Below are 24,585 nucleotides of genomic sequence, written 5' to 3'. Positions count from 1 at the left end.
CAATCAAAATAAAGCATTCGGAAGGCTCGATCACATGACCGACTCGGTCCCCGGCGCGTTCATGCGTGCGGAGCTCCTCTCCCAGCCCGAGACCTGGGCGCGCGCCGCCGACATGCGCGACGAACAGAAGGTGCTGCCAGCGGCCGGCGCACGGGTGGCCGCCATCGGCTGCGGAACGTCGTGGTTCATCGCGCAGTCGTATGCCGCTCTGCGGGAGACCGCCGGCCTCGGCGTCACGGATGCGTTCGCGGCATCCGAGGCGTTCCTCGACCGTGACTACGACGTCGTCGTGGCGCTCACCCGTTCGGGAACGACCAGCGAGGTGCTCGAAATCACCGAGCAGATCAAGGGCCGTATCCCGGTCATCGGCGTGATCGGCGACCCGACCTCGCCCCTGGTCGATCTGGTCGATGAGGCCGTCCTGATGCCGTTCGCCGACGAGCAGTCGGTCGTGCAGACGCGCTTCGCCACCACAGCGCTCACCCTGTTCCGCTCCTCGCTCGGCCTCGATGACGACGTCGCGCGCTCGATCGCGGATGCTTCGACCGTGCTCGCCGAGACCGATGACGCCGCGCTCGCCGAGGCGGAGCAGTACACGTTCCTCGGCCGCAACTGGACGATCGGCCTCGCGCACGAGGCCGCACTGAAGATGCGCGAGTCGTCGCAGTCGTGGACCGAGTCGTACCCGTCGATGGACTACCGGCACGGCCCGATCGCGATCGCCGCTCCCGGCCGCATCACCTGGCAGTTCGGCGTCGCACCAGATGGGCTCGCGGGCCAGGTCGAGGCGACCGGTGGCCGCTTCGTGCAGCACGACGTCGACCCGCTCGCCGACCTCGTGCGTCTGCACCGCGTGGCACTCGACCGTGCCGTGGCCAAGGGCCTCGACCCCGACCAGCCGCGCAACCTCACCCGCTCGGTCGTCCTGGACGCGTGATGACGCGGATGGAAGAAGAGTTTCCCGGTTCCAACGACCTGCGAAGCCGGGAAACTCTTCTCGCATCCGGTGGGCGGCGGGCCGCAGGTGGAGTAGAAGACGCGGCACGCGGCATCGGCGCAGGGGCGGCGGTGCTCGCCTTCGACGTCGGGGGCACGGACATCAAGTCGGCGATCTTCGATGCGGACGGCACGGCTCTCGGGCTGCGCCGCACGCCGACACCGCCGCTGGGCGATGATCCGGCCGCCGCGCTGATCGAGGAGCTGGACCGCCTGTCCGAGGAGCTGCGGGCGCAGCATCCGCTCGTCGTGCCGGCAGCGCTGGGCTTCGTCGTGCCGGGGATCGTCGATGCGGATGCCGGGATCGGCGTCTTCGCGAGCAATCTGGGTTGGCGTGATGCACCGCTTCGCGAGCTTGCGGCGGAGCGGTTGAAGCTGCCGATCGCGTTCGATCATGATGTGCGCTCGGCGAGCTGGGCGGAGCACCGGCTCGGCGGCGCACGGGCGCACGACGATGTCGTGGTGCTGATCATCGGCACCGGGATCGCGGGCGCCATCCTCGTCGGCGGCGAGCCGTACACGGCGGGCGGCTACGCCGGCGAGATCGGGCACTCTCCCATCGCCGACGGACCGGAGTGCGCGTGCGGAGCGCGCGGCTGCCTCGAGGCCATCGCCTCGGCTGGGGCCATCGCCCGCCGCTACGCAGCAGAGACCGGCACCACGCCCGACGGAGCCAGGGACGTCATCGCCCGCGCTGCCGCCGGCGATGCCGTCGCCGAGCGCATCTGGGACGACGCGCTCGGCGCGCTCACGATGTCGCTCGCGCAGCTGACCGCGATGTTCGCACCCCAGGCGATCGTGATCGGCGGCGGTCTCTCGCGCGCCGGCGGTGCGCTGTTCGACGAGCTTCGTGCGCGCCTGGCGGCAAGACTCAGCTTCCATCGGATGCCGGAACTGCTGCCCGCAGAACTCGAGGGCGACGCCGGGCTCCTCGGCGCAGCCCTGCGGGCGAGGGAGCTGGCGTGATCCTGACCGTCACCGCGAACCCCGCGCTGGACCTGACGTGGGAGATCGACCGCATCGAGATCGGCGGCGCGCACCGTGCCGACACCGGCGCTGTGCGTGCCGGAGGCAAGGGCCTCAACGTCGCCAGGATCGCTCAGGCGCAGGGCTTCGAGGTCTGCGCCGTGACGACCTGCGGCGGGGCGACCGGCGCAGAGCTGCGCGATGAACTCGACGCGAGCGGGGTTCCGCACGTGCTCATCCCGGTCACCGCCCCCACCCGCCGCAGCGTCGCGTGGGTCGATCGTGCACTCGGCGACACCACGATCGTCAACGAACGCGGCGCGAACCCGAGCGCGCAGGAGTGGTCGGCGTTCACAGCGGCGGTGCGTGGGCGGGTCGCCGCGGCATCCGTGCTCGTGATCTCGGGCAGCTTCCCTCCCGGGGCGCCGTCAACGATTCTGCCCGAGCTCATCGCGGCGGGCGCAGGGCGTCCCGTGATCGTCGACACCTCCGGACCTGCGCTGCTCACTGCGGCGGATGCCGGAGCATCCGTCCTCAAACCCAACAGGGCCGAGCTCGCCGAAGCCACGGGCATGGCCGATCCGATCGAGGGGGCTCGCTCCCTCATCGCCCGCGGGGCGGGGCTCGTGCTGCTGTCGCTCGGCGCCGAGGGCATGTATGCGGTCACGGCCGATCGGGTGCTGCGCGCCCGCCTGCCCGAGCGACTCGCCGGCAACCCGACCGGCGCGGGCGACGCGGCTGTCGCCGCCGCCGCGACGCTCCTCGACGAGAACGTCGGTGCCGCGAGCAACGGTGCTGCGGACCCTTTCGCCGCGAGCTTCGACCCGGAAGCGATCCTGCGCCGTGCGACCGCGTGGTCGGCCGCGGCAGTGCTCATGCCGCTCGCGGGCGAGATCCATCCCACGTGGCGCGACCTCGAACGCGCGCTGATACTCGACACCGTTACCGGCGAGACATCATCGCCGACACGACACACCACCGCGCACGAGGTGTCTCATGCCGCAGATGGTGTCCCACCCGTTCCCGCCGCACCACACGACCCGGAAGAGCCCGCATGACCCTCGTCTCCGCCGCCGACCTCGTCCGCGCTGCCGCCACCCAGAACCGCGGGATCGGCGCGTTCAACGTGATCCACCTCGAGACGGCAGAGGCGCTGGTCGCAGCATCCGCTCAGGCAGATCTTCCGGTCATCCTGCAGATCTCGCAGAACTGCGCGAAGTATCACGGCGCGCTCGAGCCGATCGCCCTCGCCACGCTCGCGGTGGCGCGTCGGGCCGAGACCCCGGTCGCCGTGCACCTCGACCACGCCGAGAACCCCGAGCTCGTCGACGAGGCCATCGCCCTCGGATTCGGGTCGGTCATGTTCGACGGCGGGGCGCTGCCCTACGACGACAATGTCGCTCTGACCCGCGCCGTCGCCGCCCGCGCGCATGCCGCTGGTGTCTACGTCGAGGGTGAGCTGGGTGAGGTCGGCGGTAAGGACGGCGCGCATGCGCCTGGCGTGCGCACCGATCCGGACGAGGCTCGCGTGTTCGTCGCCGAGACCGGAGTCGATGCGTTGGCCGTCGCAGTCGGCTCATCGCACGCCATGACCGATCGCAGCGCGTCACTCGACATCGCGTTGATCGACCGGCTGCGTGCGGCGCTCCGGCAGAGCGGCCGGAATGGTGCGGATGTGCCGCTCGTGCTGCACGGATCGTCCGGCGTCGCGGATGCTGTCATCATGGATGCTGTGCGCGCAGGCATGACGAAGATCAACGTGTCCACGCATCTGAACGGCTTCTTCACGCGGTCGGTGCGCTCGATTCTCGACGGCGACGAGCGCCTGGTCGATTCGCGCAAGTACATCGCTCCCGGACGTGCGGCGGTCGTCGACGAGGCGGCCCGGATGCTGCGACTGTTCGCGCTGCAGGACGCAGAACCCACCACTTCCGCCGTGTCTCGGGAATCGGTGTGAAGCGCGCATCGCGGCTGACCGCGATCCTCGACCTGCTCGCTGCCCAGGGCGAGGTGACTGTCGAAGAACTGGTCGAGCGGCTCGATGCGTCTCCGGCGACGGCGAGGCGCGACCTCGACAGCCTCGCCGAGCAGCGACTGCTCACCCGCACGCACGGCGGCGCGGTGGCGCAGTCGGTCGCCTACGAACTGCCCGTCCGCTACAAGAGCCACCAGCGCACGCAGGAGAAGGACGCCATCGCGCGCGCAGCATCCGCCCTCGTCACGACCGGAGCCGTCGTCGGGCTCTCCGGCGGCACCACGACCACCGCGATCGCGGCGGCGCTCGCCGCCCGCGCCGACCTCGGCGAGTTCACCGTCGTCACCAACGCGGTGAACATCGCCGCGCAGCTCGCGACCAGGCCCGACATCAAGGTCGTCGTCACCGGTGGCGTGATCCACTCCCGCAGTTACGAGCTCGTCGGTCCTTTCGTGGAGCAGCTGCTCAGCGGCATCCGGCTCGACATCGCCTTCATCGGCGTGAACGCGCTCTCCGCCGAAGACGGCGCGAGCACCCACGATGAGCGCGAGGCCGCCGTGAACCGGATGATGGCGTCGCGCGCGGCCCGGGCCATCGTGGTGGCGGATTCGAGCAAGATCGGCGAGGTCGCATTCGCGTTCGTCGGCGGTCCGGAGCTCTTCCCGACGGTCATCACGGATACCGGGATCGCCGACGCCGATCGCGTCGGTCTGGATGCCGTCGGGCACACCGTCGTCATCGCCCGCTGACCTGCGGGTGCAGTGGCTGCCGTGCATCGAACACACGAGGGGTGCGCGCGAACTGATCGCGCGCACCCCCGAGCGGTCGGTGTCTGTCGTCCGCGTCCCCACACGCAGCCCCAGTGACCGGCGCCCCTCGCGCTCCTTGACCCTCCCGGAGCGCTTCGCCTGACACCTTCCTCATATCAGGAGCGATCAGTACTCCTCCTGATACATCGGAACGGGAATTCGCTCAGAAGCCGCTGCCATGGCATTGGAACGGAGTCCGGTGGCCGGTCGCCTCTGATGCCGCGGCCAGTGCGACGGCCGGACTCTCGCCGCGGCTGAGGCCCACGTGGACCGCGGCCAGGAGGGTGCTGGCGATGTCATCGGAGACGACGGCGGGGGCGGCGATCACACTGCGCGTCCCGGCGTGCAACCACACCCGCGTCATCCCGAGCGCCTCCTCACCCCACCGCACCGACGAGTGGCCCAGCTCGCACGCCGAGAGCACGACCGTCCCGGGTGCGTGCGGGATGAGATCGACGTCGTACCCGAACAGCGTGCCGTCGGCGAGCTCGAAACCGGCGAACAGCGGGTTGTCGACGGCATGGTGTCCGTGAGCGGCGATGTGCAGCAGATCGACGCGTCCGGCGAGATCCGTGACCGCATCGACTCTCGCGTTCTCGCCGATGAGCACGGCCGGGTCTGGCCAGGCGGATGCTGCGGCATGCACCTCTTCGACGGCGCGGGGAACGCGCGGTCCGCCGGCGAACCCCACCGACCGCATCTGCGCCGTCGTCGGACGCTCCTGCATCCATCGCGACACCGACGTGGCGAGAGTGAACGGCCGGGCATGATTGGTCGGCAGCATCGCCCACGGGATGCCGGCGAGGAGACCGGGCACGGTCAGCACGAGGCGACGGGTTCCGATCGCGGTGCGCAGCGGACCGAGCAGTGCCTCGTCGAGGCGCAGCATCCGATCGTCGAGCGCGCGAGCGACGACCTCTGCCATCGGACCGCTGCGGATGGCGGCCGACACGTCGAGGTCTGCACGCAGTCCGTCGGAGGCGCGCTTCACGTCGGGCCAGTCGAGGTCGACGATGCGGCTGGCGTCGGCGGTCGTGACGAGGCACAGCAGAGACGCTCCGGTGAAGACGTACGACAGCACTGCGGTGTCCGGATCGAGCGAGGCCCTCAACTCGTCGAGAGTGACCCGTGGACGCAGATCCCCGGCGCCCGTCTCCGTCCACTGGCGATCGCGCACTCGATCACGAAGCGCGCGCACGCGGGGATCGGTGGTCCATTCCGTCCCGGAGAGATCTGTGCGCAGCATCCGCAATGTCGCCAGGTCGTCGGCGAGATGACCGTCGCGCGGCGGGCGCACGGGAGCCACCTGCTGACTGAGGTGGCGTGCGCGCTCGGACCAGTCGAACAGGATCGCCGGGTCCCGGCTGTCGCCGGCGGCTGCGAGTCCTCGGAAGATCAGACCGGTGCCGTGCATCGCGAGCGACACCTGCAGGTCGAGCGCGCCGAACGACCGCTGCCAATCGGAGAGGAGGTCGAGTCCGTGGGCCGCATGGCGACGGGCTTGCGCTGCGCGTCCGTGCGCCTGCGCGCGAGCGGCGCGCACCTCGGCGGCGCGCAGGCGCAACGGAGTCGGGGAATCACGCGGAAGCAGGGGGAGGCGCTCAGCCGAATCGCCATCGCCACGCTGATCGGCGGCGAGGGCGGCGCTGAATCGCACGGCCGTGGCTTCGGCGGGGAATCCGCAGGTGTTGAGCGCATCGACGGTCGCGGCGAATTCGGCGGCGGTCGGGAGAGCGGCATCGCGTCCGCCGATGCCCAGGCGATCGTTGGCGACCGCCTGGGCGAGTCGGGCCTCGAGGCGGATGGCGTCGCTGCGCGCGGCCCAACTCTCTGCACCGAGCGCGCGGAACCGGCGGGCAGCCGAGCGGGCGACCCCCTCCGCCCGCGCAGGATCGTGTCGCACCAGGGAGCGGGCGAGGTGATACTCCGCCTCGGCCTGCGACTGGCGCATCCGAGCGGCGCCGAAGGTCGTGGCGACGCTGTCGAGCAGGCGTTCCGCCTCGTCGACGAGGCCGGCGTCGCGCAGCACCTCGGCCCGATCGAGGTCGCTCATCGCCGCGCCCTCGGGGGAGCCGGCGGCGATCACCGGGCGCGATCTGGCCATGAGCTCGAGCGCTTCGACGAGGTCGCCGCGCAGCAACGCGGTGTAGCCGAGATTGTGGCGCGCTTCGGCCGCCGCGGCCGCGTCGCCTTCGGCCTCGTAGATCGTGACCGCCTGTTCGAGATCGGCGGTGGACGCGGCGAACGCCCGTCGGTGCATGTGCACGAGGGAGCGATTCAACAGACAGTTGGCGCGCGCTGTTCCGCTTAGGCCGGTGATCGCCCGAGTGAGCATCTCGTCGGCGTCGTCCAGGCGTCCTGCGCGCGTGAACAGAAGACCCAACTGGCCTGCGACGATCGCCTGGGTCTCCGCGCTCACGCCGTCGCGGTCGAGTGCTTCGCGGCACAGCGCCTCGGCCCGCGCCGCCTCGCCGGTCTGCGCGAGCACATAGGCCATGGTCCCCGCGATCCGGGACTGCAGATCCGCCCCGGCATCCGTCGCCCTCGCTGATGCGCGCTCGAGGAGTCGGCGCGCCGCCGCGTACCGCTGCGCGTTCGAGGCGTCGCGTCCCCGCTCATACAGTTCACGCGCAGTAGTCCCCATTGCCTCAGGATGCCGTGTTCGCGGCCCGCGCGGAAGCCGCGGCGCCGGTACAGACGTCAGTCGAAAGCACAGATGTCAGCTCAGATCGCCATTGCGCGCTGACATCTGTGAAAATCCACTGACATCTGTACCGCGATCAGCCGAGCGTCAGCGACCTACCCGAACGGCGCGACGGGCGGCAGCTCTTTCAGCACGGCATCCGTCGCCTTCTTCACCACTGCTGCGGGTGCGCAGCCGTCGTGCGGGAGGTCATCGAGCCTGGCGGCGATCTTCCCCGCCACGTACGGCGCAGCGAACGACGTGCCGCTCCAGGCCGCGAAACCGCCGCGATAGTCGTCCGGATCGATCGTCTCGCGGGGCAGGTCGCCGACGTCATCCCTGGTGACGGCCTGCGTCCCGCCCGTGAAGGCGGGAGTCGTCGAGACGACAGCGGCGCCGGGCGCGAACACGCGCACCCATGGCCCGACGTTGGAGAACAGCGCCAGAGATCGGCGGGAGGGGTTGAGCGCCCCGACCGAGACGAGCGGGACGGCTTTGTCGGTCGACAGGCCGTTGTCGGCACCCGGCCACGCCCACAGCGACGCGGGGAACGACGGGCGATCGATCGCGTCGTTGCCGGCCGAGCACACGACCACCATGCCCAGTCGGCGCGCCGTGCGCAGCAGCTCGTACAACAGCAGCGAGAACTGTCCGTCCTTCGGAGTCTCGTGGTAGTAGCCGAGTGACAGATTCAGCACGTCGATCGGCCGACCGCCCTCTGCTCCCTCCACGAACCGCCGGTGCAGCTCGACGACGGCCGCAAGGGCCCGCAGGAACGTCGTCTCATCCACCACTCCGAGTGACCCTGCGATGCGGATCGAGAGGATGTCGGCATCCGGAGCGGTCTGGCGTACCAGACCCGCGATGAACGTGCCGTGCCCTGCCACCGCATCGATCTCGCCGTCGAGCTGCCCGTAGAGGTCGGGGTAGACCTCGGGATCGTCAGCGCCGGTGAGGCCGATCGGTGTTCCATCCAGCTCGACCGTCCTGGTCACGATCGAATCGGGCAGCCACTCGTGCGCCCCGCATCCAGTGTCGAGCACCGCGACGACCGCCCTGCGCCCGGTCTCAGGGTCCGCAGTGCGCACCGGTGCGGCGCCGATCCAGGCGATCGGCTGCCTGCCGCCACGACCCGGTTCCATGTAGTCGTCGCTGCCGACCGCGCCCGCGCCGCGCACCGGATTGGATCGGGTGAACGGGTTCGTCCGCGTGAAGGGGTTCGTGCGCGTGAACGGATTCAGCCCGACGGGATCGATCGCGAGCACGTGCTCGAGGCCGGCACGCGGCATCGGATCGCGGGTGATCTTGCGCGCGCGCTGGAGCACGCGCCAGGCATCCGGCGCCACGGGCGATTCGCCCGCACCCGGCTCGTCCGGTGTCGTGAGTCGGGCGCGATGCAACCCAGGAACGTCGGGGAGAGTGTTCGGGCGTCGCCCAGCACGCAGCACGTCGTCCTCTTCGACCTGCAGCCGCCATCCGAAGGCCCCCGCGGCCTCCATCAGTGCCTTGAGGTCGCGATCGTAGGCACCGTTCTCGTCATCGGGATGCTCGGTGATCAGCATCCGATCCGGCAGGTAGGCCGTGGGGAACGCGCGGATGCCCTCGACGGGATCCACACCGGGATCGAGTGCCGCACCACGGGGGATCGACCCCTCGGCGCGGTCCTGCCAGCTCCAGCCTCTCGGGTGCTCCATTGCTCTCCCTCTCTACTGCGTCAGCGCCGGACTCGTCGTCGCTCTCAGACTTCGAACTGCGGCGTTAGTAGATCCTTCGAAGCTCCGGTGCTGACGAGCAGCGCACGGCTGAGACCAGGGGGGATCTCATCGAATGCGCACCGTCCCTGCTCGTCCGGTACGGCTGTCCAGGTGCGCTCGCCCGGTCCTTCTCCCTGGATCAGACACAGCTCCGTGGCGTCGGCATCCACCCAGCCGTCCACTCGGCGCCGACCGCTCGCGGTGCGGCTGATGTGCAGCAGGATGCTCGCTGCACCGTCGCTGAACTGCAGCGTGGTCGTGTCGCTGTCGCCGCGAACGGCTGCGTGCGCATTCTCCATCAGCGTCAGCAGCGCGTACTCGCGCGAGACATCAGCGACCGCGACTGCGGCGATCGTGCGGTCGACGAGGCCTTGCGGCATCGGGTCGATCTCGTCGATCGCTGTGCGCAGAAGCGCGAACAACTCTTCATCCGAGCGGCTCATCATGACCTCCCTCGGCCGGTGCGAGCCCCGTGCGCACCAGCTCGGTGCGCAGCTTCACGAGGCATCGTCTGCGAGTCGGGCCGATGCTGCCGATCGGCATGTCGAGATCGGTGGCGATCGAGGCGTAGTCCGGTCGGTCGTCGAAGGCCACGATGCGCAGCAGGCGCTGGCAGCGTTTGCTGAGCGTGCCGACAGCGGTCCAGATGCGCCGAGCCTCATCGGATGCCGCGACCTCGTCCTCGGCCGATTCCTGTGGCGGAAGCATCGGCTCGAGCAGATCGTCAGCCGTGGCATCCGCTCGTCGGTGGCCCTTGCTCACCCGCCACGCTTCACGGCGCGCGGTGACGGTGAGCCAGCCGGAGACCGCCCGGCCGTCCGCGATCCTGTCGTGCCCTCGCACGAGCGCGAGCCACGTCGACTGCACCACGTCTTCGGCGAGTGAGCGTTCGAGCCCGTATGCGCGGACGACGTGCCACAGCACGGGGGTCATGAGACGCACCAGGTCATCCATGGCGCGCCTGTCTCCGGAGCGCCAGTCGGCGAACAGATCAGCTGCGCGTTCCCAGCGCGCGGATCCGTCGCTGACGGCGCCTGCGGGCGAGGCGTCGGTCATGAAGATCATTGTGCTCACACCTACCAGGAGCGCGGCAAGGGATCGCTGATACATCGTGACGCCTAGGCTGAAGACGTGATCGCTCTTGCCGTGCTCCTGTTCATCAATGCGGCCTTCAACATCGTCGTGTGGCCGCGCTTCTACAAGCGGGTCGCGAACGACCCGCGGGCACGGGAGGCCGAGGGCAGGGCGACGACGTTCCTCAAGGTGCACGCCGTGCTGATCGCACTCGCACTGGTGATCGCACTGGTCTCCGTGATCGCCGGCATCGCGGCGCTCGCCGGGGCTCTCTGATCTCGATTCCCCGGTGACTCACTCGAACTGACGGGCGTGCGCCGACCATCCGGCCTCGACGGGAAGTGCGCGCAGCCCTCGATTCGCGACGGCGAGCAGCACCGAGATCGCGCACAGGACTGATGCCGCGACCAGGGTGTTCTCGCGTCCGATCGCAGCGAGACCGAATCCGGCGATCAATGGAGCGAACGGCATCGCCCCCATGCCGAGGACGGCGGATGCGCTGTTCGCCCGACCGAGCAGTTCGGTCGGCGTCGCGACCATGAAGTAGCCCATCAGCGCGGCGTTCACCGCGGGGACGAAGAACACGGTGACGGCGAGCACGCCGACGAGCGCGAGCGGTTCGCGGGCGGGGATCATCCCGAAGACGCCAAGGGTTGCGACGCCGAGTCCGCCGATGATGACGACGCTCGCGCGGATCCGTGACACCAGCAGAGGGGCGAGGAGGGCGCCGACGAGCATGGCGACCCCCGCGCCGGTCGCGAGCAGGCCGATCGTGATGGTCGAGTGGCCCGCCTGTTGCAGTGCGTAGATGACGGTCGTCATCGCCGTGCTGAATCCGAGATTCACGATGGTCGCGACGAACAGGACGCCGCGCAGATCGCGTCGGGAGAACAGCCACCGGAATCCCTCGGCGATCTCGCGCAGCGCGTTCGGGCGGCCGATGGCCGCGGCTGCGGCCGCGAGGCCGACCTCGGATGCCGCGGCATCCGCCTCTCGTTCTGGAAAACCCAGACCATCTGGCGTGGCGTCGGCGCGTCGCGGCGCGACATGCCGAAGACGCGCCGAGTCGTCTGCGTTTTCCCTCGGGTGGCGCCTCGCGGAGCCGGATGCTGCGGCGCTCGAGGCTGCATCATCGGGGGCGGAGCGGCGCAGCATCCACGCCGTCGCCACCGCGATCACGTGGCACGCGGCCATTGCTGCGCCGATCAACCACGCGCCCGCCGCGAGCAGCACACCGCCGAGCGGCCCGCCCGCGAGCTGCAGCACGGCGTCGCGTCCCTGGTTCGCGGCCTGGGCCCTGCCCATCGCGTCATCGGGCACGATCTCCTTCAGTGCGCTCTCGCCTGCGATGTCGAAGAATCCGGCACGCGCGGCGAGGGCGACATCGATCACCAGCAGCGTCACGAAGGTGAGCGCATCGGTCAGGGCCAGAGCGGTGAACGCGCCAGCGAGCACGACGCCGGTGGCCGAACCGATGATCATCATGACGATGCGGCTGTGCCGGTCGGCGAGCACGCCGCCGAACACGGTGGTGATGGTGCGGATCGTCATGCCGACCGCGCTGATGATGCCGGCCTGCGCCGGATCGTTCGTGACGAACAGCGCGATCAACGGGATCGCGAAGCCGAAGAGCGCGGAGGCCAGGCCCTTGGCCGTGTCGCTGATCAGCCACGTGATGTAGCGGACGTTGCGGGTCAGGCGGTGAGCGATTGCGGTCGTCATGTGTTCGAGAATAGATCCGCAAGAGATATTGCGCAACTAAGATTGCGCAATATCTGTTGTGGATAGACTCAGTGCATGGCAGACGAGAAGGATTCGGTGAACGAGCAGCCGTCCGTGCCGGCGCCTGAGCAGTCGTCCGTGCCGACGCCTGCGAACCCGGCGCCTGCGAACCCGGCGCCCGTGGACGACGTGCGTCCGGACGAGCCGCACGCCGACGGGGTGCACTCCGATGCGCGGCATGCGACGACCGCGATGCTCAAGGCGTATGCGCACCCGCTGCGCCGTCGCATCGCCAAGGCGGTCGCAGGACGCGGTCACGCTCGTGCAGCGGACGTCGCCGCCGATCTCGGAGTCGCCGCCAACAGTGTCAGCTTCCATCTGCGCGTCCTCGCGGACGCCGGCCTCATCGAAGAGGCGCCGGAGCACGCCCGTGACAAGCGCGATCGGGTGTGGAAGGCCACCGAGGGGTCATGGAATGTCGGGTCCCCTGAGCATCCGATCGCCGACGAGGAGCTCGGCGGAACGTTGATGATGGCGCTCGCCGACGACCATGTCGACATGGTGCGCAGGGTCGTGGCGTGGGCTCCGGAGTACGTCTCCGGTCGTGACCCGGTGGTGCACGGCACCTTCGCGCAGGCGAACCTGCGGCTGACAGAAGCCGAGTTCAAAGAGCTTGAGCGGCGGATCCACGAGCTGATCAGAGAGGTCGAGGACGCTCACGACCCCGACGATCCGGACACCCGCATCTGGGGCCTCGACATCGTCGCCGCCGACGACACGATCTGACGCGGCCCGTTCACAACTCCTCAGAGAACACGAGAATCGGCCCGAGCGAGGCGCATTTGACGCGGATCGGGCCGATTCTTGAGGAGTTGTGAACGCGCGGGTACTACGGCTTCGCCCGACGGAACGCCAGGAACGAGATCCCCGCGAGCACCGCGACCGCGACCAGGCCCCACAGTGCCAACCCGAGCGCTCCGAAATCGAGGATCCCGATCCACACCTGCTCCCACAGCTCGAGCCGCGTGATGAGGTAGATGATCCCGATCAGCGAGAGGCCGACCGCGACTCCGACGACCGTGATCACCACGGCCCCCCAGCTCTTGTAGATCGTGGCACCGGTGAAGCCGACCACGAAGAAGAACAGGGCGAGCGTGAAGTAGACGATGAATGCGCCGAGCGGACCGGCCTCCCACAGCCACGGCAGGTGGAAGACGTAGCCGTTCACGCCGTAGCCGTCGGTGAGCAGCTCGATGGCCCCTCCGATCAGGAACAGCACGCCCATGAACGCGCTACCGAGCACCGCGGTGATCAACGTCCCGACGAAGAACTCGCGCCTGGTGATGCTCATCGCCTGTGAGAACGGGAAAGTCAGCGTCATCGCCGTCATGCCGACCGCGAAGAACACCCACAGCGGAGCTTGACCGCCGCCGCCGTACTTGGGCTCACCACCGGGGATCATCGCGTAGATCAGCACTGACAGGAGCGTGGCGCCGGCGAGGACGATCAGCGGCACCCAGATGAAGGTCTGCTTGTTGATGAGCTGCAGACGGATGACATTGAGCGTGCGGGACATCAGCGGACCTCCTGGTTTTCTGCGCCGTTTTCTGCGCCGTTTTCTGCGCTGGCCTTCTGGGTGAGGCGGACGATGAGCTGTTGAAGCGACACGGGTGCGAGATCGAGACCGGATGCCGTGACCTGTGCGCGTTCCTCGGACGACAGCGCGCCGAGCACGGTGACGGACGCCACTCGTCCGAGCCGCTCGCGGTGCAGCACTTCGCGCGACGCCACCCAGGCGTCGACCTCGGCCGAATCACCGACGACGGTCACGGCGCGATCGCGCACGGCATCCGTCTCCTCGTTCAGGAGGATCTTGCCGTCATCGATCACGATGACCCGCTCGATGAGGTTGGCGACCTCGTCGATCAGGTGCGACGACAGGATGATCGTACGCGGATGCTCGGAGTAGTCCTCGAGCAGGCGGTCGTAGAAGATCTGCCTGGCGACCGCGTCGAGACCGAGGTACGGCTCGTCGAAGAACGTGATGTCGGCGCGCGAGGCGAGGCCGATGATCACGCCGACGGCAGAGAGCTGCCCGCGGGAGAGCTTCTTGATCGTCTGCTTCATCGGCAGCTGGAACTCCTTGATCAGCTGCTCGGCGAGCTCCTGATCCCAGTTGGTGAAGAACAGCGACGCCGCTTTGAACGCGTGGCGTGGTGTCGCGTCATCCGGGTACTTCTGGCTCTCGCGCACGAAGCAGATCCTGCTGAGTGCTCGAGCGTTCTCGTACGGGTGCTCGCCGAACACCTTCACGTCGCCGGAGGTGGCGAAGTTCTGCGCGGTGAGGATCGACATGAGTGTCGTCTTGCCTGCACCGTTGCGCCCGAGCAGGCCGTAGATGGCATCGCCCTCGAGCGACAGCGAGACGTTGTCGAGCGCGCGCTTGTCCTTGTAGTGCTTGGAGAGGTTGTTCACCTCGATGACAGCGGTCATGCGGGGTTCCCTTCGGTGGTGGATGCGGATGCCGCGACTGCAGCGCGCTCGCGCAGCAGCGCGGCGAGGTCGTCGGCGCCGAGGCCCAGCGTGCGGGCTTCGGCGAGGAGGGGATCGATGTAGCGGTCGGCGAACGCGGAGCGCCGTTCGCCGAGCAGCAGTTCGCGGGCTCCTGATTGCACGAACATTCCGATTCCGCGGCGCTTGTACAGCACGCCCTTGTCGGTGAGCATGGCGACTCCCTTCGCGGCGGTGGCGGGGTTGATGCGGTAGAAGGCGGCGAGCTCGTTCGTCGACGGAGCCTTGGACTCCTCCTCGAGCGAGCCGTCGAGGATCGAGTCCTCGATCTGTTCGGCGATCTGGAGGAAGAGCGCCTTGCCTTCTTCGATCACTGATGCCTCCTGGTGGTCAGTTGGTTACTTACTCGACTAACTAACCATAGAACCTGGAGTGCGTCAACCCTTGTGGCGATGGACGTGATTCGTTCCGCCCGCATAACTCCGGAGGATTCTTCAGAATCCGCGGATTCCGAGCAGCGCGGGTGCCTGTCGGCGAAGAATCTCCGGAGTCATGCGCGGATCGCAGGCGAGAAGTGTGGACCCAGGCGTTAAGCAGTCGTCCGGAGGGTCCGCGAACTGCCGTAGCCGCGCGCATCGGTTCGGCGTAGCATCCGACGTATCGGGCCGCTGGGGCGCCTCATCAGATCGCGCCTACCTTCGCGACTCCAGACGAAGGGAATGGGATCATGCCGCTGTACATGGACGTCCACACGCTCGGCGATGCCGTGAGCATGGAGGACGTCGCCAAGGCGCACGCCGCCGACCTGCAATTGCAGGATGAGCATGACGTGAAGTACCTGCGCTATTGGGTCGACGAGCCGGGCGGGAAGATCTTCTGCCTCGTCGATGCACCGGATGCCGAGGCCGCGAACACCGTGCACAGGGAAGCGCACGGGCTCGTCGCCGACGAGATCCATCTCGTGAAGGAGGGCGCGTAGCGGCGGCGAGCAGCACAGCCCGCGTACAGTGGGCGGGTGCCAGAGTTCGCCTTCAGCCGGCTTCGCCGTCACCCCGACGTGGAGGCGACGAACCTCCAGGCCTGGGATGCCACCGACGAGCTTCTCGTCCAGCGTGCGCTCGCCGTGGATCTGCCGGGCGACGAGATCGCGGTGATCGGTGACGAGTACGGTGCGATCACACTCGCGTTGACGGATGCCGGGCGCATCGGCATCCGCGTGCATCAGGATCTCGTGACCGGAAGGCGGGCGCTGACGCGCAACGCCGAAGAAATCGGCCTCGAAGGATTCACCTCCCACGAGCTGGATGAAACGCTGCTGTCGGGTGCGCGGCTCGTGCTGCTGCAGCTGCCGAAGGCGCTCGCCGAGCTGGAGGAGATCGCGGATGCCGTCGCCCGCTGGGCCGCAACCGACGTGGTGCTGGTCGCCGGGGGGCGAGTGAAGCACATGACCCTCGCGCAGAACGAGGTGCTCGGACGCCGCTTCGCCGAGGTGCAGCCGCAGCGCGCCGAGCGGAAGTCGCGCCTGGTCGTGGCATCCGAGCCGCTGCCAGCGCCGGATGAGCCGCCGTATCCGCAGCGGGCGCAGCATCCGGGGTTCGGGCTCACCATCGTCGCGCACGGCGGGGCGTTCGCCGCGAACCGGATCGACATCGGAACCCGCGTGCTGCTCGGGGTGCTGGAGGGGATGCTTCGGGGCGGATGCTTCGGGGCGGGGAGGGAAGGCTTCGACTCCCTTCGGTCGCTCTACCCGTTTCGTCTCGCTTCGCTCGCTCAACGACCCACCATGGGGATCCCGCGCCGACCGAACCTTCGCGGGTCGTTGAGCGAGCCGAAGGCGAGACGAAACGCGTTGAGCGAGGAGCGCAGCGACGAGTCGAAGCGGCCTCCACCGTCATCGACCTTGGCTGCGGCACAGGAGCGCTCGCCGCGTACTACGCGCTGAACCACCCCGAAGCCAAGATCACGGCGACCGACCGCTCGGCGGCAGCCGCGGCATCCGCCCGCGAGACGATGATCGCGAACGGCGTCTCCGACCGCGTGACGGTGACGCACGACGATGCCGGCTCCGAACTGCCGGACGGCAGCGCCGACCTCATCCTGCTGACCCCGCCGTTCCACCTCGGCGCGAGCGTGCACACCGGGGCGGCGACGCGCCTTTTCGAAGCCGCGGCGAGACTTCTCCGCCCCGGCGGCGAACTGCTCACCGTGTTCAATTCGAGCCTCGCGTATCGCCCGGAACTGACGAGGATGATCGGCTGGACCGAGCAGCTGCATCGCACCTCGAAGTTCACCGTGACGCGCAGTATCCGCCGCTGACACGCCAACACTCAGATTGTCGACATTCGACAGAATCCCCGTTCAGGCAATAAAAAGGTACGACGTCAACGTGGACGAGATTTGCCCCTGACCGGCCCTTTTGTTACGTTGAAATGTAGGCCTTTCGGCTTATAGACCAGTCCGCGGTCACGTCCTTCCTTCGATGAGCTGTGCTGCGAAGAGGCGTGGGCGTACGGTCGATGTTCTTTGCGCGGATCCGAAATCCGTTGCCTGAGCCGCCAGTGCAGAACTGTCGAAGCGGCCCCGTGATCATCACCCGGGCGCAACCGAAGTCGGCTCCGAGACCCGAAGAATCGGAAGCCACCGGGGGAAACGTGACCGAAACCGCTCTCGAAGCGCGCCATCTTTTCAAGGTGTTCGGACGTAATCCGAACCAGGCTGTCCGCCGCCTGAAGGCGGGCGAATCCCGCACCGACATTCAGGATGCCGGAACCGCTGCCGTCATCGACGCCAGCTTCACCGTCAACCGCGGTGAGATCTTCGTCATCATGGGGTTGTCCGGCTCGGGCAAGTCCACCATCATCCGCATGCTCAACGGCCTGCACGACATCACCGACGGCTCTGTCGTCATCAACGGCGACGAGATCGCCGGAGTGCCGGCCTCCCGCCTGCGCCAGATCCGCCGCGAGAACGTGTCGATGGTGTTCCAGCACTTCGCACTGCTGCCGCACCGTACCGTGGCCGACAATGTCGCCTACCCGCTTGAGCTCAAGGGCGTGCCGAAGGCCGATCGCCTTGCCAAGGCCAACGAGGTCATCGCGATGGTCGGCCTCGACGGCTGGGGCGACAAACTTCCCTCGCAACTGTCCGGTGGAATGCAGCAGCGCGTCGGCATCGCGCGTGCGCTCGCTGCAGACACCGAGATCCTCCTGATGGACGAGGCGTTCAGCGCCCTCGACCCGCTCATCCGTCGAGAGATGCAGGAGCAGCTGGTGGAGCTGCAGGAGAAACTGCAGAAGACGATCGTCTTCATCACGCACGACCTGAACGAGGCGATGTTCCTCGGCGATCGGATCGCGGTCATGCGCGACGGCCGCATCGTGCAGATCGGTACGCCAGAAGACATCCTCACCGACCCGGCCAACGACTACGTCGAGCAGTTCGTGCAGGATGTCGACCGCGCACGCGTGCTCACGGCAGCCAACGTCATGGAGCGTCCACGTCCGGTCGTCGCAGACACCGCCGGCCCTCGGACGGCGCTGCGCCAGATGCGTGACGCCTACATGTCGGCGGCATACGTCACCGGCCGCGACCGCAAGCTCCTCGGTATGGTCACCGATCGTGATGCCGTCAAGCTCGTGCGCAAGGGCGAGACGTCGCTGACGTCAATTCTGAAGGCCGTTCCGCAGGCCGTCTCGGAGGACGAGACGCTGATGAACCTGTTCGTCCCCGCTGTCGAGTCGCAGCTACCGCTCGCGGTGCTCGACGCCGAGGGGCGGCTGACCGGCGTCATCCCGCGAGTCACGCTGCTCGCAGCCCTCGGCCCAGGCCCGAACTCCACCGAGGAGATCACCTTGCCACTTCCCCCCGTCTCGCACGCCGAGATCGCCGCGGTGCTGGGAGAGGCGGCCGATGCCGTCGCCCCCGAGGCCGCGATCGAAGGAGAGGTGCGCTGATGGACGGTTTCCGCATCCCGATCGGCGAGTGGGTCGCCGGTGCTGTCGCATGGGTCAAGGACAACCTCGAGGGCCTGCTCGACTTCATCTCGTTCATCGTCAAGTTCCTCGTCAACGGCCTGACCGAAGTGCTGCTCGGCACGCCGATCGTCGTGCTCATCATCATCGCCGCGCTGATCGCCTGGGCGGTCCGTTCGCTGTGGATGGCACTGGGCACGGCCGTCTCGTTCGCGCTGATCCTCAGCATGGGGCTGTGGGTCGGAGCGATGCAGACGCTGTCGCTGGTGATCGTCGCGGCGCTGGTCGCGGTGGTCATCGCCATTCCGCTGGGCATCTGGTCGGCGCGCAACGCCACCGTGCGTGCGGTGCTGAAGCCGATCCTCGACTTCATGCAGACGATGCCGGCGATGGTCTACCTGATCCCCGCCATCGTGTTCTTCAGCATCGGCGTCGTGCCAGGACTCGTCGCCACCGTGATCTTCGCCCTGCCTCCCGGCGTGCGCATGACCGAACTCGGCATCCGCGGGGTCGACTCCGAGACCGTCGAGGCCGGACACGCGTTCGGTGCGACGCCGGGGCAGATCCTGCGCGGCATCCAGCTCCCGCTCGCGATGCCGACCATCATGGCCGGTGTCAACCAGGTCATCATGCTCTCGCTGTCGATGGCGGTCATCGCCGGCATGGCCGGGGCCGACGGCCTCGGAAAGCTGGTCGTCGAGGCGATCGCGACCGTCAACATCGGCAAGGGCGCGGAGGCGGGACTCGCCGTCGTGCTGCTCGCCGTGTTCCTCGACCGCGTCACCGCCGCGCTCGGCACCCCCGGCGAGTTCCCGTCGTCGCTGCTGGGCATGGTGAATCGCCGCCGCGCTTCGCAGCAGGCGAGCAAGGCGGATGCCGCGGCTGAGGCCGCGCGTGCAGTGGCGTCACCGCACCGCGCACCCATCGGCGGCGGAGCCGTATAGACCCATCCCTGTCCCATACGAAACGCAGCAGAACATACGGAAGGAAGCACCATGAAGAAGTTCCGGCACATCACAGCCGCCGTGGCCCTGGGGGCCGTGGCATCCCTCGCCCTCGCCGGTTGCGCGACGGGCAACGACACCGCAGGCGGAAACGGCGGCGGTGACAGCGAAGGCGGAGACAAGGGCACCATCACCCTCGGCTTCATCCCCTCGTGGACCGACGGCCTCAGCATGGCCTACCTGGTCCAGGACCAGCTCGAGAAGCTCGGCTACACGGTCGAGCTCGAGACGCTGACCGAGGCGGGCCCGCTCTACACCGGTCTCGCCCAGGGCGACGTCGACCTGTTCCCGTCGGCATGGCCAGAGGTCACGCACGCCGAGTACATGAAGACGTACGGCGACGACCTCGAAGACCTCGGCGCGTACTACGAGAACGCCAAGCTCACGATCGCGGTGCCCAGCTACATGGACATCACGTCGATCGAGGACCTCAAGGGGCAGGCCGCTCGCTTCGACGGCAAGATCATCGGCATCGAGCCGGGCGCCGGCCTCACCGGCGTCACGCAGGACTCGATGATGCCCGAGTACGGCCTCGACGGGGAGTACACCCTCGAGACGTCGTCGACCTCGGGCATGCTCACCGTTCTCGGTGAGGCCATCGACAACGAGGAGGACCTCGTCGTCACGCTGTGGAAGCCCTTCTGGGCCAACAGCAAGTACGACGTCAAGGAGCTCGAGGACCCGCTGGGTGCGATGGGTGAGGCTGAGACGCTGAACTTCATGGCGCACAAGGGCTTCGCCGAGGAGTTCCCCGAGGCCGCTGAGCTCATCGAGCAGATCAAGCTCGACGACGACCAGTACGGCTCGCTCGAGGACCTCGTCGTCAACGAGTTCGGCGAGGGCCAGGAGGCCGACGCCGTCGACAAGTGGCTCGAGGAGAACGGCGACCAGTTCGACTGGGTCGTCACCGAGTGATCACCCTCGCTCACTGAGGGTGCAAGGGCGTCGCGGCTTCGGCCGCGGCGCCCTTCTTGTGCGAGCGTGCGGCCGGGCTACGGAACGATCGAGTCGATGTACCCGCCGTCGACGCGCACCGCGGCTCCCGTCGTCGCCGATGCCAGCGGGGAGGCGAGGTACGCCACCATGTTGGCGATCTCCTCGGGCTCGATCAGGCGCTGCAGCAGCGACTGCGGCCGGTGCAGGCGCATGAACTCGCGCTGCGCCTCATCCCATGGCAGGGCCGAGTCGACGAGCTCGTAGACGAAGGTCTCCACGCCGCCGGTATGCGTCGGGCCGGCGAGCACCGAGTTCACGGTGACGCCCGTGCCCGCGGCATCCTTCGCGAAGCCGCGCGAGACGGCGAGGAGCGCCGTCTTCGACATGCCGTAGTGGATCATCTCGGCCGGGATGACGACGGCCGAGTCGCTGGCGATATTCAGGATGCGCCCCCACCCGCGCGTCTTCATGCCGGGCAGCGTCGCGCGGATCAACCGCACGGCGGCGAGCACGTTCACGTCGAAGTAGCGGCGCCATTCCTCGTCGGAGATCTCCAGCGCATCCGCCGCCCCGAAGATCCCGAGGTTGTTGACGAGCACGTCGATGTCGCCGGTCGCTGCGAGCACGGCATCCGCCCCTGCCTGGTTCGTGACGTCGCCCGGCGCCGCGATGAACTCGCGCTCGCCCGACTCCGCCTGCAGCTCGGCGATCACGGATGCCACGGTGTCGGCGCTGCGGCCGTTGATGGCGACGCGTGCGCCGGCGTCGGCGAGGGCCCTGGCGATGGCCCTTCCGATGCCCTGGGTGGAGCCGGTGACGAGTGCGGTCTTGCCGTCTAGATCGATGCGCATGGTGGGTGCAACCACGCGAGAGGTCGGAACATGCCCAGCTGCGCCGAGGCCCCCTGCTCGCGTCGACGCCCCCTGTTGCCTGCGCGGTTACGAGGGGGCGTCGGCGGTAACAGGGGGCGTCGGAGCCCGATCGCGCGTAACCTGACGAGATGGACGGTTTCGCGGCTGTCGACTTCGGTTTCGCGCGCGAGGTGCTCCAGCGGGGCATCGCGGCGCTGTACCTCGTCGCGTTCGTGTCGACGGTGAACCAGTTCCGTCCGCTGCTCGGAGAGCGCGGGCTGCTGCCTGCGCCGGCGCTGCTGGAATGGGCCGCCTCGTCGAAGGCGAGAAGGCGGATGCTGCGCCCGACGCTCTTCCACCGCATCCGGTACACCGACCGGCGACTGGCGGCGCTGTGCTGGGCCGGCATCGTCATCGCCGTACTCCTCGTCGCCGGCATCCCGCAGCTCGCGCCGCCGTGGGTGCCGATGCTGTGCTTCCTCGCACTCTGGTTCGGGTACATGTCGATCTCGAGCATCGGGCAGACGTTCTACGGCTTCGGGTGGGAGATGCTGCTGCTGGAGGCGGGGTTCCTCGCCGCGTTCCTCGGCTCGCGGGATCAGCCGCCGCCGACCGTCGTGATTGTGCTGCTGTGGTGGCTCGTGTTCCGGCTGGAGTTCGGTGCCGGCATGATCAAGCGAGCAATATTGCCGTCTGATGCATCATGAAAGAGAGCAAGGTCGAGCCCACGCCGCAGCGAGAAGTGGGTACTTGTGGCGTTGCTGAAAGAGATTGGCCCCGAGATCGGGAACCTCGGCAGGGCATTTGCATCAATGTCTGGTCTGATGCATCACAGCGGAGCGACAGACGGTGCGATGGAGGTCGCACCGTAGGCGGCCGAAGCGAATCCCTGCGACGGTCACACCGATCTGCACCGCCGACAGGAACGTGTTGGGGTTGCGTGCCAGCGCGGCGGCGCGCTCACCACGCCGGCCGCGCGCGGCGATCGCGTTGACCTGGCTCTCGCGGAGGGTGACCAGCGCCATCTCGGTGCGTGCGAAGACGCCGCCGATGAGCACGAAGGCGATGACCAGCGCGATGTTCAGGGTGAGGTCGCCGTTCATCGAACGTCAAGCCCTTCGTCAGCGTACGCCCGCCGAATCGGCCGGGCGCCGGGTCTGTCGGGGTCGGGGGAGGGATCAGCGCGGTGCAGGATGCTCACGAGAGTTCCTTCTATGTGTCATCGGCTGAGACCTGCTCGGCTGGGCGGCGGTCGCCGCGGGTCTTGATGAGGCTGGCGATGGTCGCCACCGCGATCGTCCCGGCGATGAAGAGTAGCGAGAGCCAGATCGGGATCTCGGGGATCACCGTGATCGGCTCGCCGCCGTTGATGAACGGCAACTCGTTCTTGTGCAGGGCGTGGATGAGCAGCTTCACGCCGATGAAGGCCAGGATGACAGCGAGCCCCTGCGCGAGGTAGACCAGCCGCTCCAGCAGGCCGCCGATCAAGAAGAACAGCTGGCGTAAGCCCATGAGCGCGAACGCGTTGGCGGTGAAGACGATGTACGCCTCTTCGGTCAGCCCGTAGATCGCCGGGATCGAGTCGACCGCGAAGATGAGGTCGACGAAGCCGATCGCGATGATGGTGAGCAGCATCGGCGTGGCCCAGCGGCGCCCCTGCTGCACGATCGTGAGGCGGTCGCCGTGGTACTCGTCGGTCACGCGCATATGGCGGCGCACGAAGCGCATGAACCTGCCGTCGGCGGGGTTGGAGTCGCCGTGTGTGAAAGCCTGCCGGTAGGCGAGGAAGAGCAGCAGTGCACCGAATCCGTAGAACACCCACGAAAAGTTCTCGATGAGCGTCGCGCCGACGGCGATGAAGATGCCGCGGAGGATCAGTGCGATCACGATGCCGATCATCAGCACCTTCTGCTGATAGATCTTCGGCACGGCAAAGCTTGTCATCACGATGAGGAAGACGAAGAGGTTGTCGATCGACAGCGCCTTCTCGGTCAGATACCCGGCGAAGTACTCACCGCCGTACGTCCAGCCTGACACCATTCCGATGCCGACGCCGAACAGCAGCGCGAGACCGATGTAGAAGGCCGACCAGCGGGCGGATTCGCCTATGGTCGGCTCGTGGGGCTTGCGCACGTGCGCGTAGAACTCGTAGACGAAGAACGCGATCGTGACTGCGATCGTGATGATCCAGACGAGCGGGGGGATGTTCACAGCGGGGTCCTAACCGTGGCGTGAGCGGATCAGTGCCAAGGTCTTCTCCATCCTCGTGATCGAGGACCGGTGGCCCGGGATGCGGCGTGCATCCGTAATGACGAGCCGACTGTGGCGGAGTACTCCCCTTGGACTTCCAAGTATGCATGTCCTCGCCGTGTTTCCTGAACAGGTCGTGGTGGGCTTGCACGATGACGCCTTGGTGGGGAAGCCGAGGCGGGTGGCGTTGGAGAGGGCTTGTGCGCTGGTGAGGATGTGCCGGCCCGGGGGCACGGGGAAGCTGGCGGCGCGGAGTCCGAGGAGTGCTTTGCTGCGTGCGGCCTGTTGTGGGGTGAGGGTACGAGGGATGTCGCCGGCGAAGGATCCGAACTGGTCGGTGTCGATTCCTGCCGGGGCGAGAACCGCGGCGCCAAGGATTGTGCGGAACGGTCCGCGGGCGAGTTGTTCTTTGCCGTGCATGGTGGCAAACGCGATGACAGCACCGCGGTAGGGGTTCGGGGTGGGTGTCATTGGAAGTAGTCAGGTCGGCTGACGTAGGTGTCGGTGACGAACATCACGCCGCTGCAGGTGGTGAACAGTTCCCGGGCTGCGGTGATGAGCTCTTCGGCGCGCTCGGGGGGGAGGACGGTGATCAGCATGGTGAGGGTGTCGTAGTCGTTGAACAGCAGCGCACCGGAGTGGTGGCCGTGGTGGCCGATGCCCGAGACGCCGGAGACGCCGGTGTAGCCGGTGGCGCCGGCGGCGGTGATCAGGGCGCGGATCGAGGGGGCGTCGCGGCCGGGGACGACGAATTCCACCTTCGTCATTTCGGTCAGTCCGTGCATCAGCGGTTCTCCTTCTTGTGTGTGCGGGTGGGTTGGCTCGCCCAGCCGTAGCGGGTGTACCGGTGCCAGGGAGTTGTGGGGGCATGCGCCGCCACGTCACCGGGCTCGTCCCGGCCGAGTGACCGCAGTGCGGGCGCGGGCGCTACCAGATCCCCGCGCCCGCACTACCGGTTCGACCCACACCCGCTACCGAACAGCTCGGCTAAACACTTGCCGGCGCGATCGACCTTTCCGCGCTTGCCACGGGACTGGAGGACGTCACCGCCACAGCCACCGACTTTGCCGGCGGGGCGAGTGA

General features: G+C 68.0%; 23 protein-coding genes and 3 pseudogenes. 13 read left to right on the top strand and 13 right to left on the bottom strand.

Going from position 1 to position 24,585, the window contains the following annotated elements:
• Window positions 1–34: 34 nt before the first annotated feature.
• The 5 genes from J1M43_RS00780 to J1M43_RS00760 are packed head-to-tail and all read left to right on the top strand — an operon-like array spanning window position 35 to window position 4,686.
• Window positions 35–937 (top strand): SIS domain-containing protein, encoded by a 903-nt coding sequence (locus tag J1M43_RS00780; protein ID WP_206475417.1) that lies wholly within the window; start codon window positions 35–37, stop codon window positions 935–937.
• The gene (locus tag J1M43_RS00775) at window positions 937–1,962 is read left to right on the top strand and encodes an ROK family protein (protein WP_241245170.1); all 1,026 of its coding nucleotides are present in this window, start codon (window positions 937–939) and stop codon (window positions 1,960–1,962) included. The genes J1M43_RS00780 and J1M43_RS00775 overlap by 1 nt, the downstream gene beginning before the upstream one ends.
• On the top strand, window positions 1,959–3,020 hold the full coding sequence (locus tag J1M43_RS00770; protein WP_206475415.1) for a 1-phosphofructokinase family hexose kinase: 1,062 nt from the start codon (window positions 1,959–1,961) through the stop codon (window positions 3,018–3,020). Before J1M43_RS00775 ends, J1M43_RS00770 begins: the two co-directional genes overlap by 4 nt.
• A complete protein-coding gene (locus J1M43_RS00765) occupies window positions 3,017–3,919 on the top strand; it encodes a class II fructose-bisphosphate aldolase (protein WP_206475414.1) in 903 nt (300 codons plus the stop codon). The genes J1M43_RS00770 and J1M43_RS00765 overlap by 4 nt, the downstream gene beginning before the upstream one ends.
• Window positions 3,916–4,686: a DeoR/GlpR family DNA-binding transcription regulator gene (locus tag J1M43_RS00760; protein ID WP_206475412.1), complete on the top strand. Its 771-nt coding sequence runs from the start codon at window positions 3,916–3,918 to the stop codon at window positions 4,684–4,686. The genes J1M43_RS00765 and J1M43_RS00760 overlap by 4 nt, the downstream gene beginning before the upstream one ends.
• Window positions 4,687–4,909: 223 nt before the next feature.
• Here the strand turns inward: J1M43_RS00760 and J1M43_RS00755 are convergent, their stop codons facing one another.
• The 4 genes from J1M43_RS00755 to J1M43_RS00740 form a co-directional block, all read right to left on the bottom strand.
• On the bottom strand, window positions 4,910–7,390 hold the full coding sequence (locus J1M43_RS00755; protein WP_206475410.1) for a CHAT domain-containing protein: 2,481 nt from the start codon (window positions 7,388–7,390) through the stop codon (window positions 4,910–4,912).
• Window positions 7,391–7,545: 155 nt separating this feature from the next.
• A complete protein-coding gene (locus tag J1M43_RS00750; protein WP_033105504.1) occupies window positions 7,546–9,123 on the bottom strand; it encodes a S8/S53 family peptidase in 1,578 nt (525 codons plus the stop codon).
• Window positions 9,124–9,167: 44 nt separating this feature from the next.
• A complete protein-coding gene (locus J1M43_RS00745; RefSeq protein ID WP_241245169.1) occupies window positions 9,168–9,626 on the bottom strand; it encodes a hypothetical protein in 459 nt (152 codons plus the stop codon).
• Window positions 9,610–10,239 carry an RNA polymerase sigma factor gene (locus J1M43_RS00740; protein WP_241245168.1) on the bottom strand — a complete coding sequence of 210 codons (630 nt, stop codon included), beginning with the start codon at window positions 10,237–10,239 and terminating at the stop codon, window positions 9,610–9,612. The genes J1M43_RS00745 and J1M43_RS00740 overlap by 17 nt, the downstream gene beginning before the upstream one ends.
• A gap of 75 nt (window positions 10,240–10,314) precedes the next feature.
• On the opposite strand from J1M43_RS00740, the gene J1M43_RS00735 reads away from it, so the two are divergent.
• Window positions 10,315–10,533, top strand: coding sequence for an SCO4848 family membrane protein (locus tag J1M43_RS00735; protein ID WP_206475407.1), 219 nt, complete (start codon window positions 10,315–10,317; stop codon window positions 10,531–10,533).
• Window positions 10,534–10,551: 18 nt separating this feature from the next.
• On the opposite strand, the gene J1M43_RS00730 is transcribed toward J1M43_RS00735, so the two are convergent.
• Window positions 10,552–11,979: an MFS transporter gene (locus tag J1M43_RS00730; RefSeq protein WP_206475405.1), complete on the bottom strand. Its 1,428-nt coding sequence runs from the start codon at window positions 11,977–11,979 to the stop codon at window positions 10,552–10,554.
• 75 nt (window positions 11,980–12,054) lie between these two features.
• Here J1M43_RS00730 and J1M43_RS00725 point away from each other — a divergent pair, with 75 nt between their 5' ends.
• Window positions 12,055–12,765, top strand: coding sequence for a helix-turn-helix transcriptional regulator (locus J1M43_RS00725; protein WP_235272334.1), 711 nt, complete (start codon window positions 12,055–12,057; stop codon window positions 12,763–12,765).
• Window positions 12,766–12,868: 103 nt separating this feature from the next.
• On the opposite strand, the gene J1M43_RS00720 is transcribed toward J1M43_RS00725, so the two are convergent.
• Genes J1M43_RS00720 through J1M43_RS00710 form a run of 3 tightly spaced genes read right to left on the bottom strand, consistent with a single transcriptional unit; the run spans window position 12,869 to window position 14,864 of the window.
• A complete protein-coding gene (locus J1M43_RS00720) occupies window positions 12,869–13,555 on the bottom strand; it encodes a hypothetical protein (protein ID WP_206475404.1) in 687 nt (228 codons plus the stop codon).
• On the bottom strand, window positions 13,555–14,472 hold the full coding sequence (locus J1M43_RS00715; protein WP_206475403.1) for an ABC transporter ATP-binding protein: 918 nt from the start codon (window positions 14,470–14,472) through the stop codon (window positions 13,555–13,557). The genes J1M43_RS00720 and J1M43_RS00715 overlap by 1 nt, the downstream gene beginning before the upstream one ends.
• Window positions 14,469–14,864 carry a GntR family transcriptional regulator gene (locus J1M43_RS00710; protein WP_206475402.1) on the bottom strand — a complete coding sequence of 132 codons (396 nt, stop codon included), beginning with the start codon at window positions 14,862–14,864 and terminating at the stop codon, window positions 14,469–14,471. Before J1M43_RS00710 ends, J1M43_RS00715 begins: the two co-directional genes overlap by 4 nt.
• Before the next feature lie 353 nt (window positions 14,865–15,217).
• On the opposite strand from J1M43_RS00710, the gene J1M43_RS00705 reads away from it, so the two are divergent.
• The 5 genes and pseudogenes from J1M43_RS00705 (at window position 15,218) to J1M43_RS00680 (ending at window position 20,380) form a co-directional block, all read left to right on the top strand.
• Window positions 15,218–15,469, top strand: coding sequence for a DUF4242 domain-containing protein (locus tag J1M43_RS00705; protein WP_033105498.1), 252 nt, complete (start codon window positions 15,218–15,220; stop codon window positions 15,467–15,469).
• Window positions 15,470–15,505: 36 nt separating this feature from the next.
• Window positions 15,506–16,806 (top strand): annotated as a pseudogene (locus J1M43_RS00700) (class I SAM-dependent methyltransferase).
• Between the two features lie 335 nt (window positions 16,807–17,141).
• Window positions 17,142–18,443: a glycine betaine/L-proline ABC transporter ATP-binding protein gene (locus tag J1M43_RS00690; RefSeq protein ID WP_307823189.1), complete on the top strand. Its 1,302-nt coding sequence runs from the start codon at window positions 17,142–17,144 to the stop codon at window positions 18,441–18,443.
• Window positions 18,443–19,405, top strand: a complete 963-nt coding sequence (locus J1M43_RS00685) for a proline/glycine betaine ABC transporter permease (protein WP_206475399.1) — start codon at window positions 18,443–18,445, stop codon at window positions 19,403–19,405. Before J1M43_RS00690 ends, J1M43_RS00685 begins: the two co-directional genes overlap by 1 nt.
• A gap of 51 nt (window positions 19,406–19,456) precedes the next feature.
• On the top strand, window positions 19,457–20,380 hold the full coding sequence (locus J1M43_RS00680) for a glycine betaine ABC transporter substrate-binding protein (RefSeq protein ID WP_206475398.1): 924 nt from the start codon (window positions 19,457–19,459) through the stop codon (window positions 20,378–20,380).
• Between the two features lie 77 nt (window positions 20,381–20,457).
• On the opposite strand, the gene J1M43_RS00675 is transcribed toward J1M43_RS00680, so the two are convergent.
• The gene (locus J1M43_RS00675) at window positions 20,458–21,252 is read right to left on the bottom strand and encodes an SDR family NAD(P)-dependent oxidoreductase (RefSeq protein ID WP_206475396.1); all 795 of its coding nucleotides are present in this window, start codon (window positions 21,250–21,252) and stop codon (window positions 20,458–20,460) included.
• A gap of 149 nt (window positions 21,253–21,401) precedes the next feature.
• On the opposite strand from J1M43_RS00675, the pseudogene J1M43_RS00670 reads away from it, so the two are divergent.
• Window positions 21,402–21,929, top strand: a pseudogene (locus J1M43_RS00670) (lipase maturation factor family protein); the annotation flags it as partial.
• Between the two features lie 155 nt (window positions 21,930–22,084).
• On the opposite strand, the pseudogene J1M43_RS00665 reads toward J1M43_RS00670, so the two are convergent.
• The 4 genes and pseudogenes from J1M43_RS00665 to J1M43_RS00650 form a co-directional block, all read right to left on the bottom strand.
• Window positions 22,085–22,355: pseudogene (locus tag J1M43_RS00665) on the bottom strand (CNNM domain-containing protein); the annotation flags it as partial.
• Window positions 22,356–22,464: 109 nt separating this feature from the next.
• Window positions 22,465–23,463, bottom strand: a complete 999-nt coding sequence (locus tag J1M43_RS00660; RefSeq protein WP_147040078.1) for a TerC family protein — start codon at window positions 23,461–23,463, stop codon at window positions 22,465–22,467.
• A 9-nt stretch (window positions 23,464–23,472) separates the two neighbouring features.
• Complete coding sequence (locus J1M43_RS00655; RefSeq protein WP_186806244.1) at window positions 23,473–23,973, bottom strand: hypothetical protein; 501 nt, start codon at window positions 23,971–23,973, stop codon at window positions 23,473–23,475.
• Entirely contained in the window at window positions 23,970–24,287 is a 318-nt protein-coding gene (locus J1M43_RS00650; protein ID WP_206475394.1) for a P-II family nitrogen regulator, read from the bottom strand. The genes J1M43_RS00655 and J1M43_RS00650 overlap by 4 nt, the downstream gene beginning before the upstream one ends.
• Window positions 24,288–24,585 lie beyond the last annotated feature (298 nt).

Origin of the sequence: Microbacterium sp. KRD172, from assembly GCF_017168295.1 — a bacterium.
GTDB classification, from domain to species: Bacteria; Actinomycetota; Actinomycetes; order Actinomycetales; family Microbacteriaceae; genus Microbacterium; species Microbacterium profundi.
The sequence above is the reverse complement of the archived record's forward strand: the minus strand, read 5'-3'. Positions and strand labels throughout refer to the sequence as shown.

What these genes read in the sequence shown, in the direction of transcription:
- J1M43_RS00720 (WP_206475404.1), bottom strand. Translation starts at nt 13,555, where the DNA reads ATGTCCCGCACGCTCAATGTCATCCGTCTGCAGCTCATCAACAAGCAG.
- J1M43_RS00755 (WP_206475410.1), bottom strand. Translation starts at nt 7,390, where the DNA reads ATGGGGACTACTGCGCGTGAACTGTATGAGCGGGGACGCGACGCCTCG.
- J1M43_RS00675 (WP_206475396.1), bottom strand. Translation starts at nt 21,252, where the DNA reads ATGCGCATCGATCTAGACGGCAAGACCGCACTCGTCACCGGCTCCACC.
- J1M43_RS00650 (WP_206475394.1), bottom strand. Translation starts at nt 24,287, where the DNA reads ATGCACGGACTGACCGAAATGACGAAGGTGGAATTCGTCGTCCCCGGC.
- J1M43_RS00750 (WP_033105504.1), bottom strand. Translation starts at nt 9,123, where the DNA reads ATGGAGCACCCGAGAGGCTGGAGCTGGCAGGACCGCGCCGAGGGGTCG.
- J1M43_RS00680 (WP_206475398.1), top strand. Translation starts at nt 19,457, where the DNA reads ATGAAGAAGTTCCGGCACATCACAGCCGCCGTGGCCCTGGGGGCCGTG.
- J1M43_RS00780 (WP_206475417.1), top strand. Translation starts at nt 35, where the DNA reads ATGACCGACTCGGTCCCCGGCGCGTTCATGCGTGCGGAGCTCCTCTCC.
- J1M43_RS00775 (WP_241245170.1), top strand. Translation starts at nt 937, where the DNA reads ATGACGCGGATGGAAGAAGAGTTTCCCGGTTCCAACGACCTGCGAAGC.
- J1M43_RS00725 (WP_235272334.1), top strand. Translation starts at nt 12,055, where the DNA reads ATGGCAGACGAGAAGGATTCGGTGAACGAGCAGCCGTCCGTGCCGGCG.
- J1M43_RS00685 (WP_206475399.1), top strand. Translation starts at nt 18,443, where the DNA reads ATGGACGGTTTCCGCATCCCGATCGGCGAGTGGGTCGCCGGTGCTGTC.
- J1M43_RS00745 (WP_241245169.1), bottom strand. Translation starts at nt 9,626, where the DNA reads ATGAGCCGCTCGGATGAAGAGTTGTTCGCGCTTCTGCGCACAGCGATC.
- J1M43_RS00655 (WP_186806244.1), bottom strand. Translation starts at nt 23,973, where the DNA reads ATGACACCCACCCCGAACCCCTACCGCGGTGCTGTCATCGCGTTTGCC.
- J1M43_RS00740 (WP_241245168.1), bottom strand. Translation starts at nt 10,239, where the DNA reads ATGACCGACGCCTCGCCCGCAGGCGCCGTCAGCGACGGATCCGCGCGC.
- J1M43_RS00730 (WP_206475405.1), bottom strand. Translation starts at nt 11,979, where the DNA reads ATGACGACCGCAATCGCTCACCGCCTGACCCGCAACGTCCGCTACATC.
- J1M43_RS00715 (WP_206475403.1), bottom strand. Translation starts at nt 14,472, where the DNA reads ATGACCGCTGTCATCGAGGTGAACAACCTCTCCAAGCACTACAAGGAC.
- J1M43_RS00765 (WP_206475414.1), top strand. Translation starts at nt 3,017, where the DNA reads ATGACCCTCGTCTCCGCCGCCGACCTCGTCCGCGCTGCCGCCACCCAG.
- J1M43_RS00705 (WP_033105498.1), top strand. Translation starts at nt 15,218, where the DNA reads ATGCCGCTGTACATGGACGTCCACACGCTCGGCGATGCCGTGAGCATG.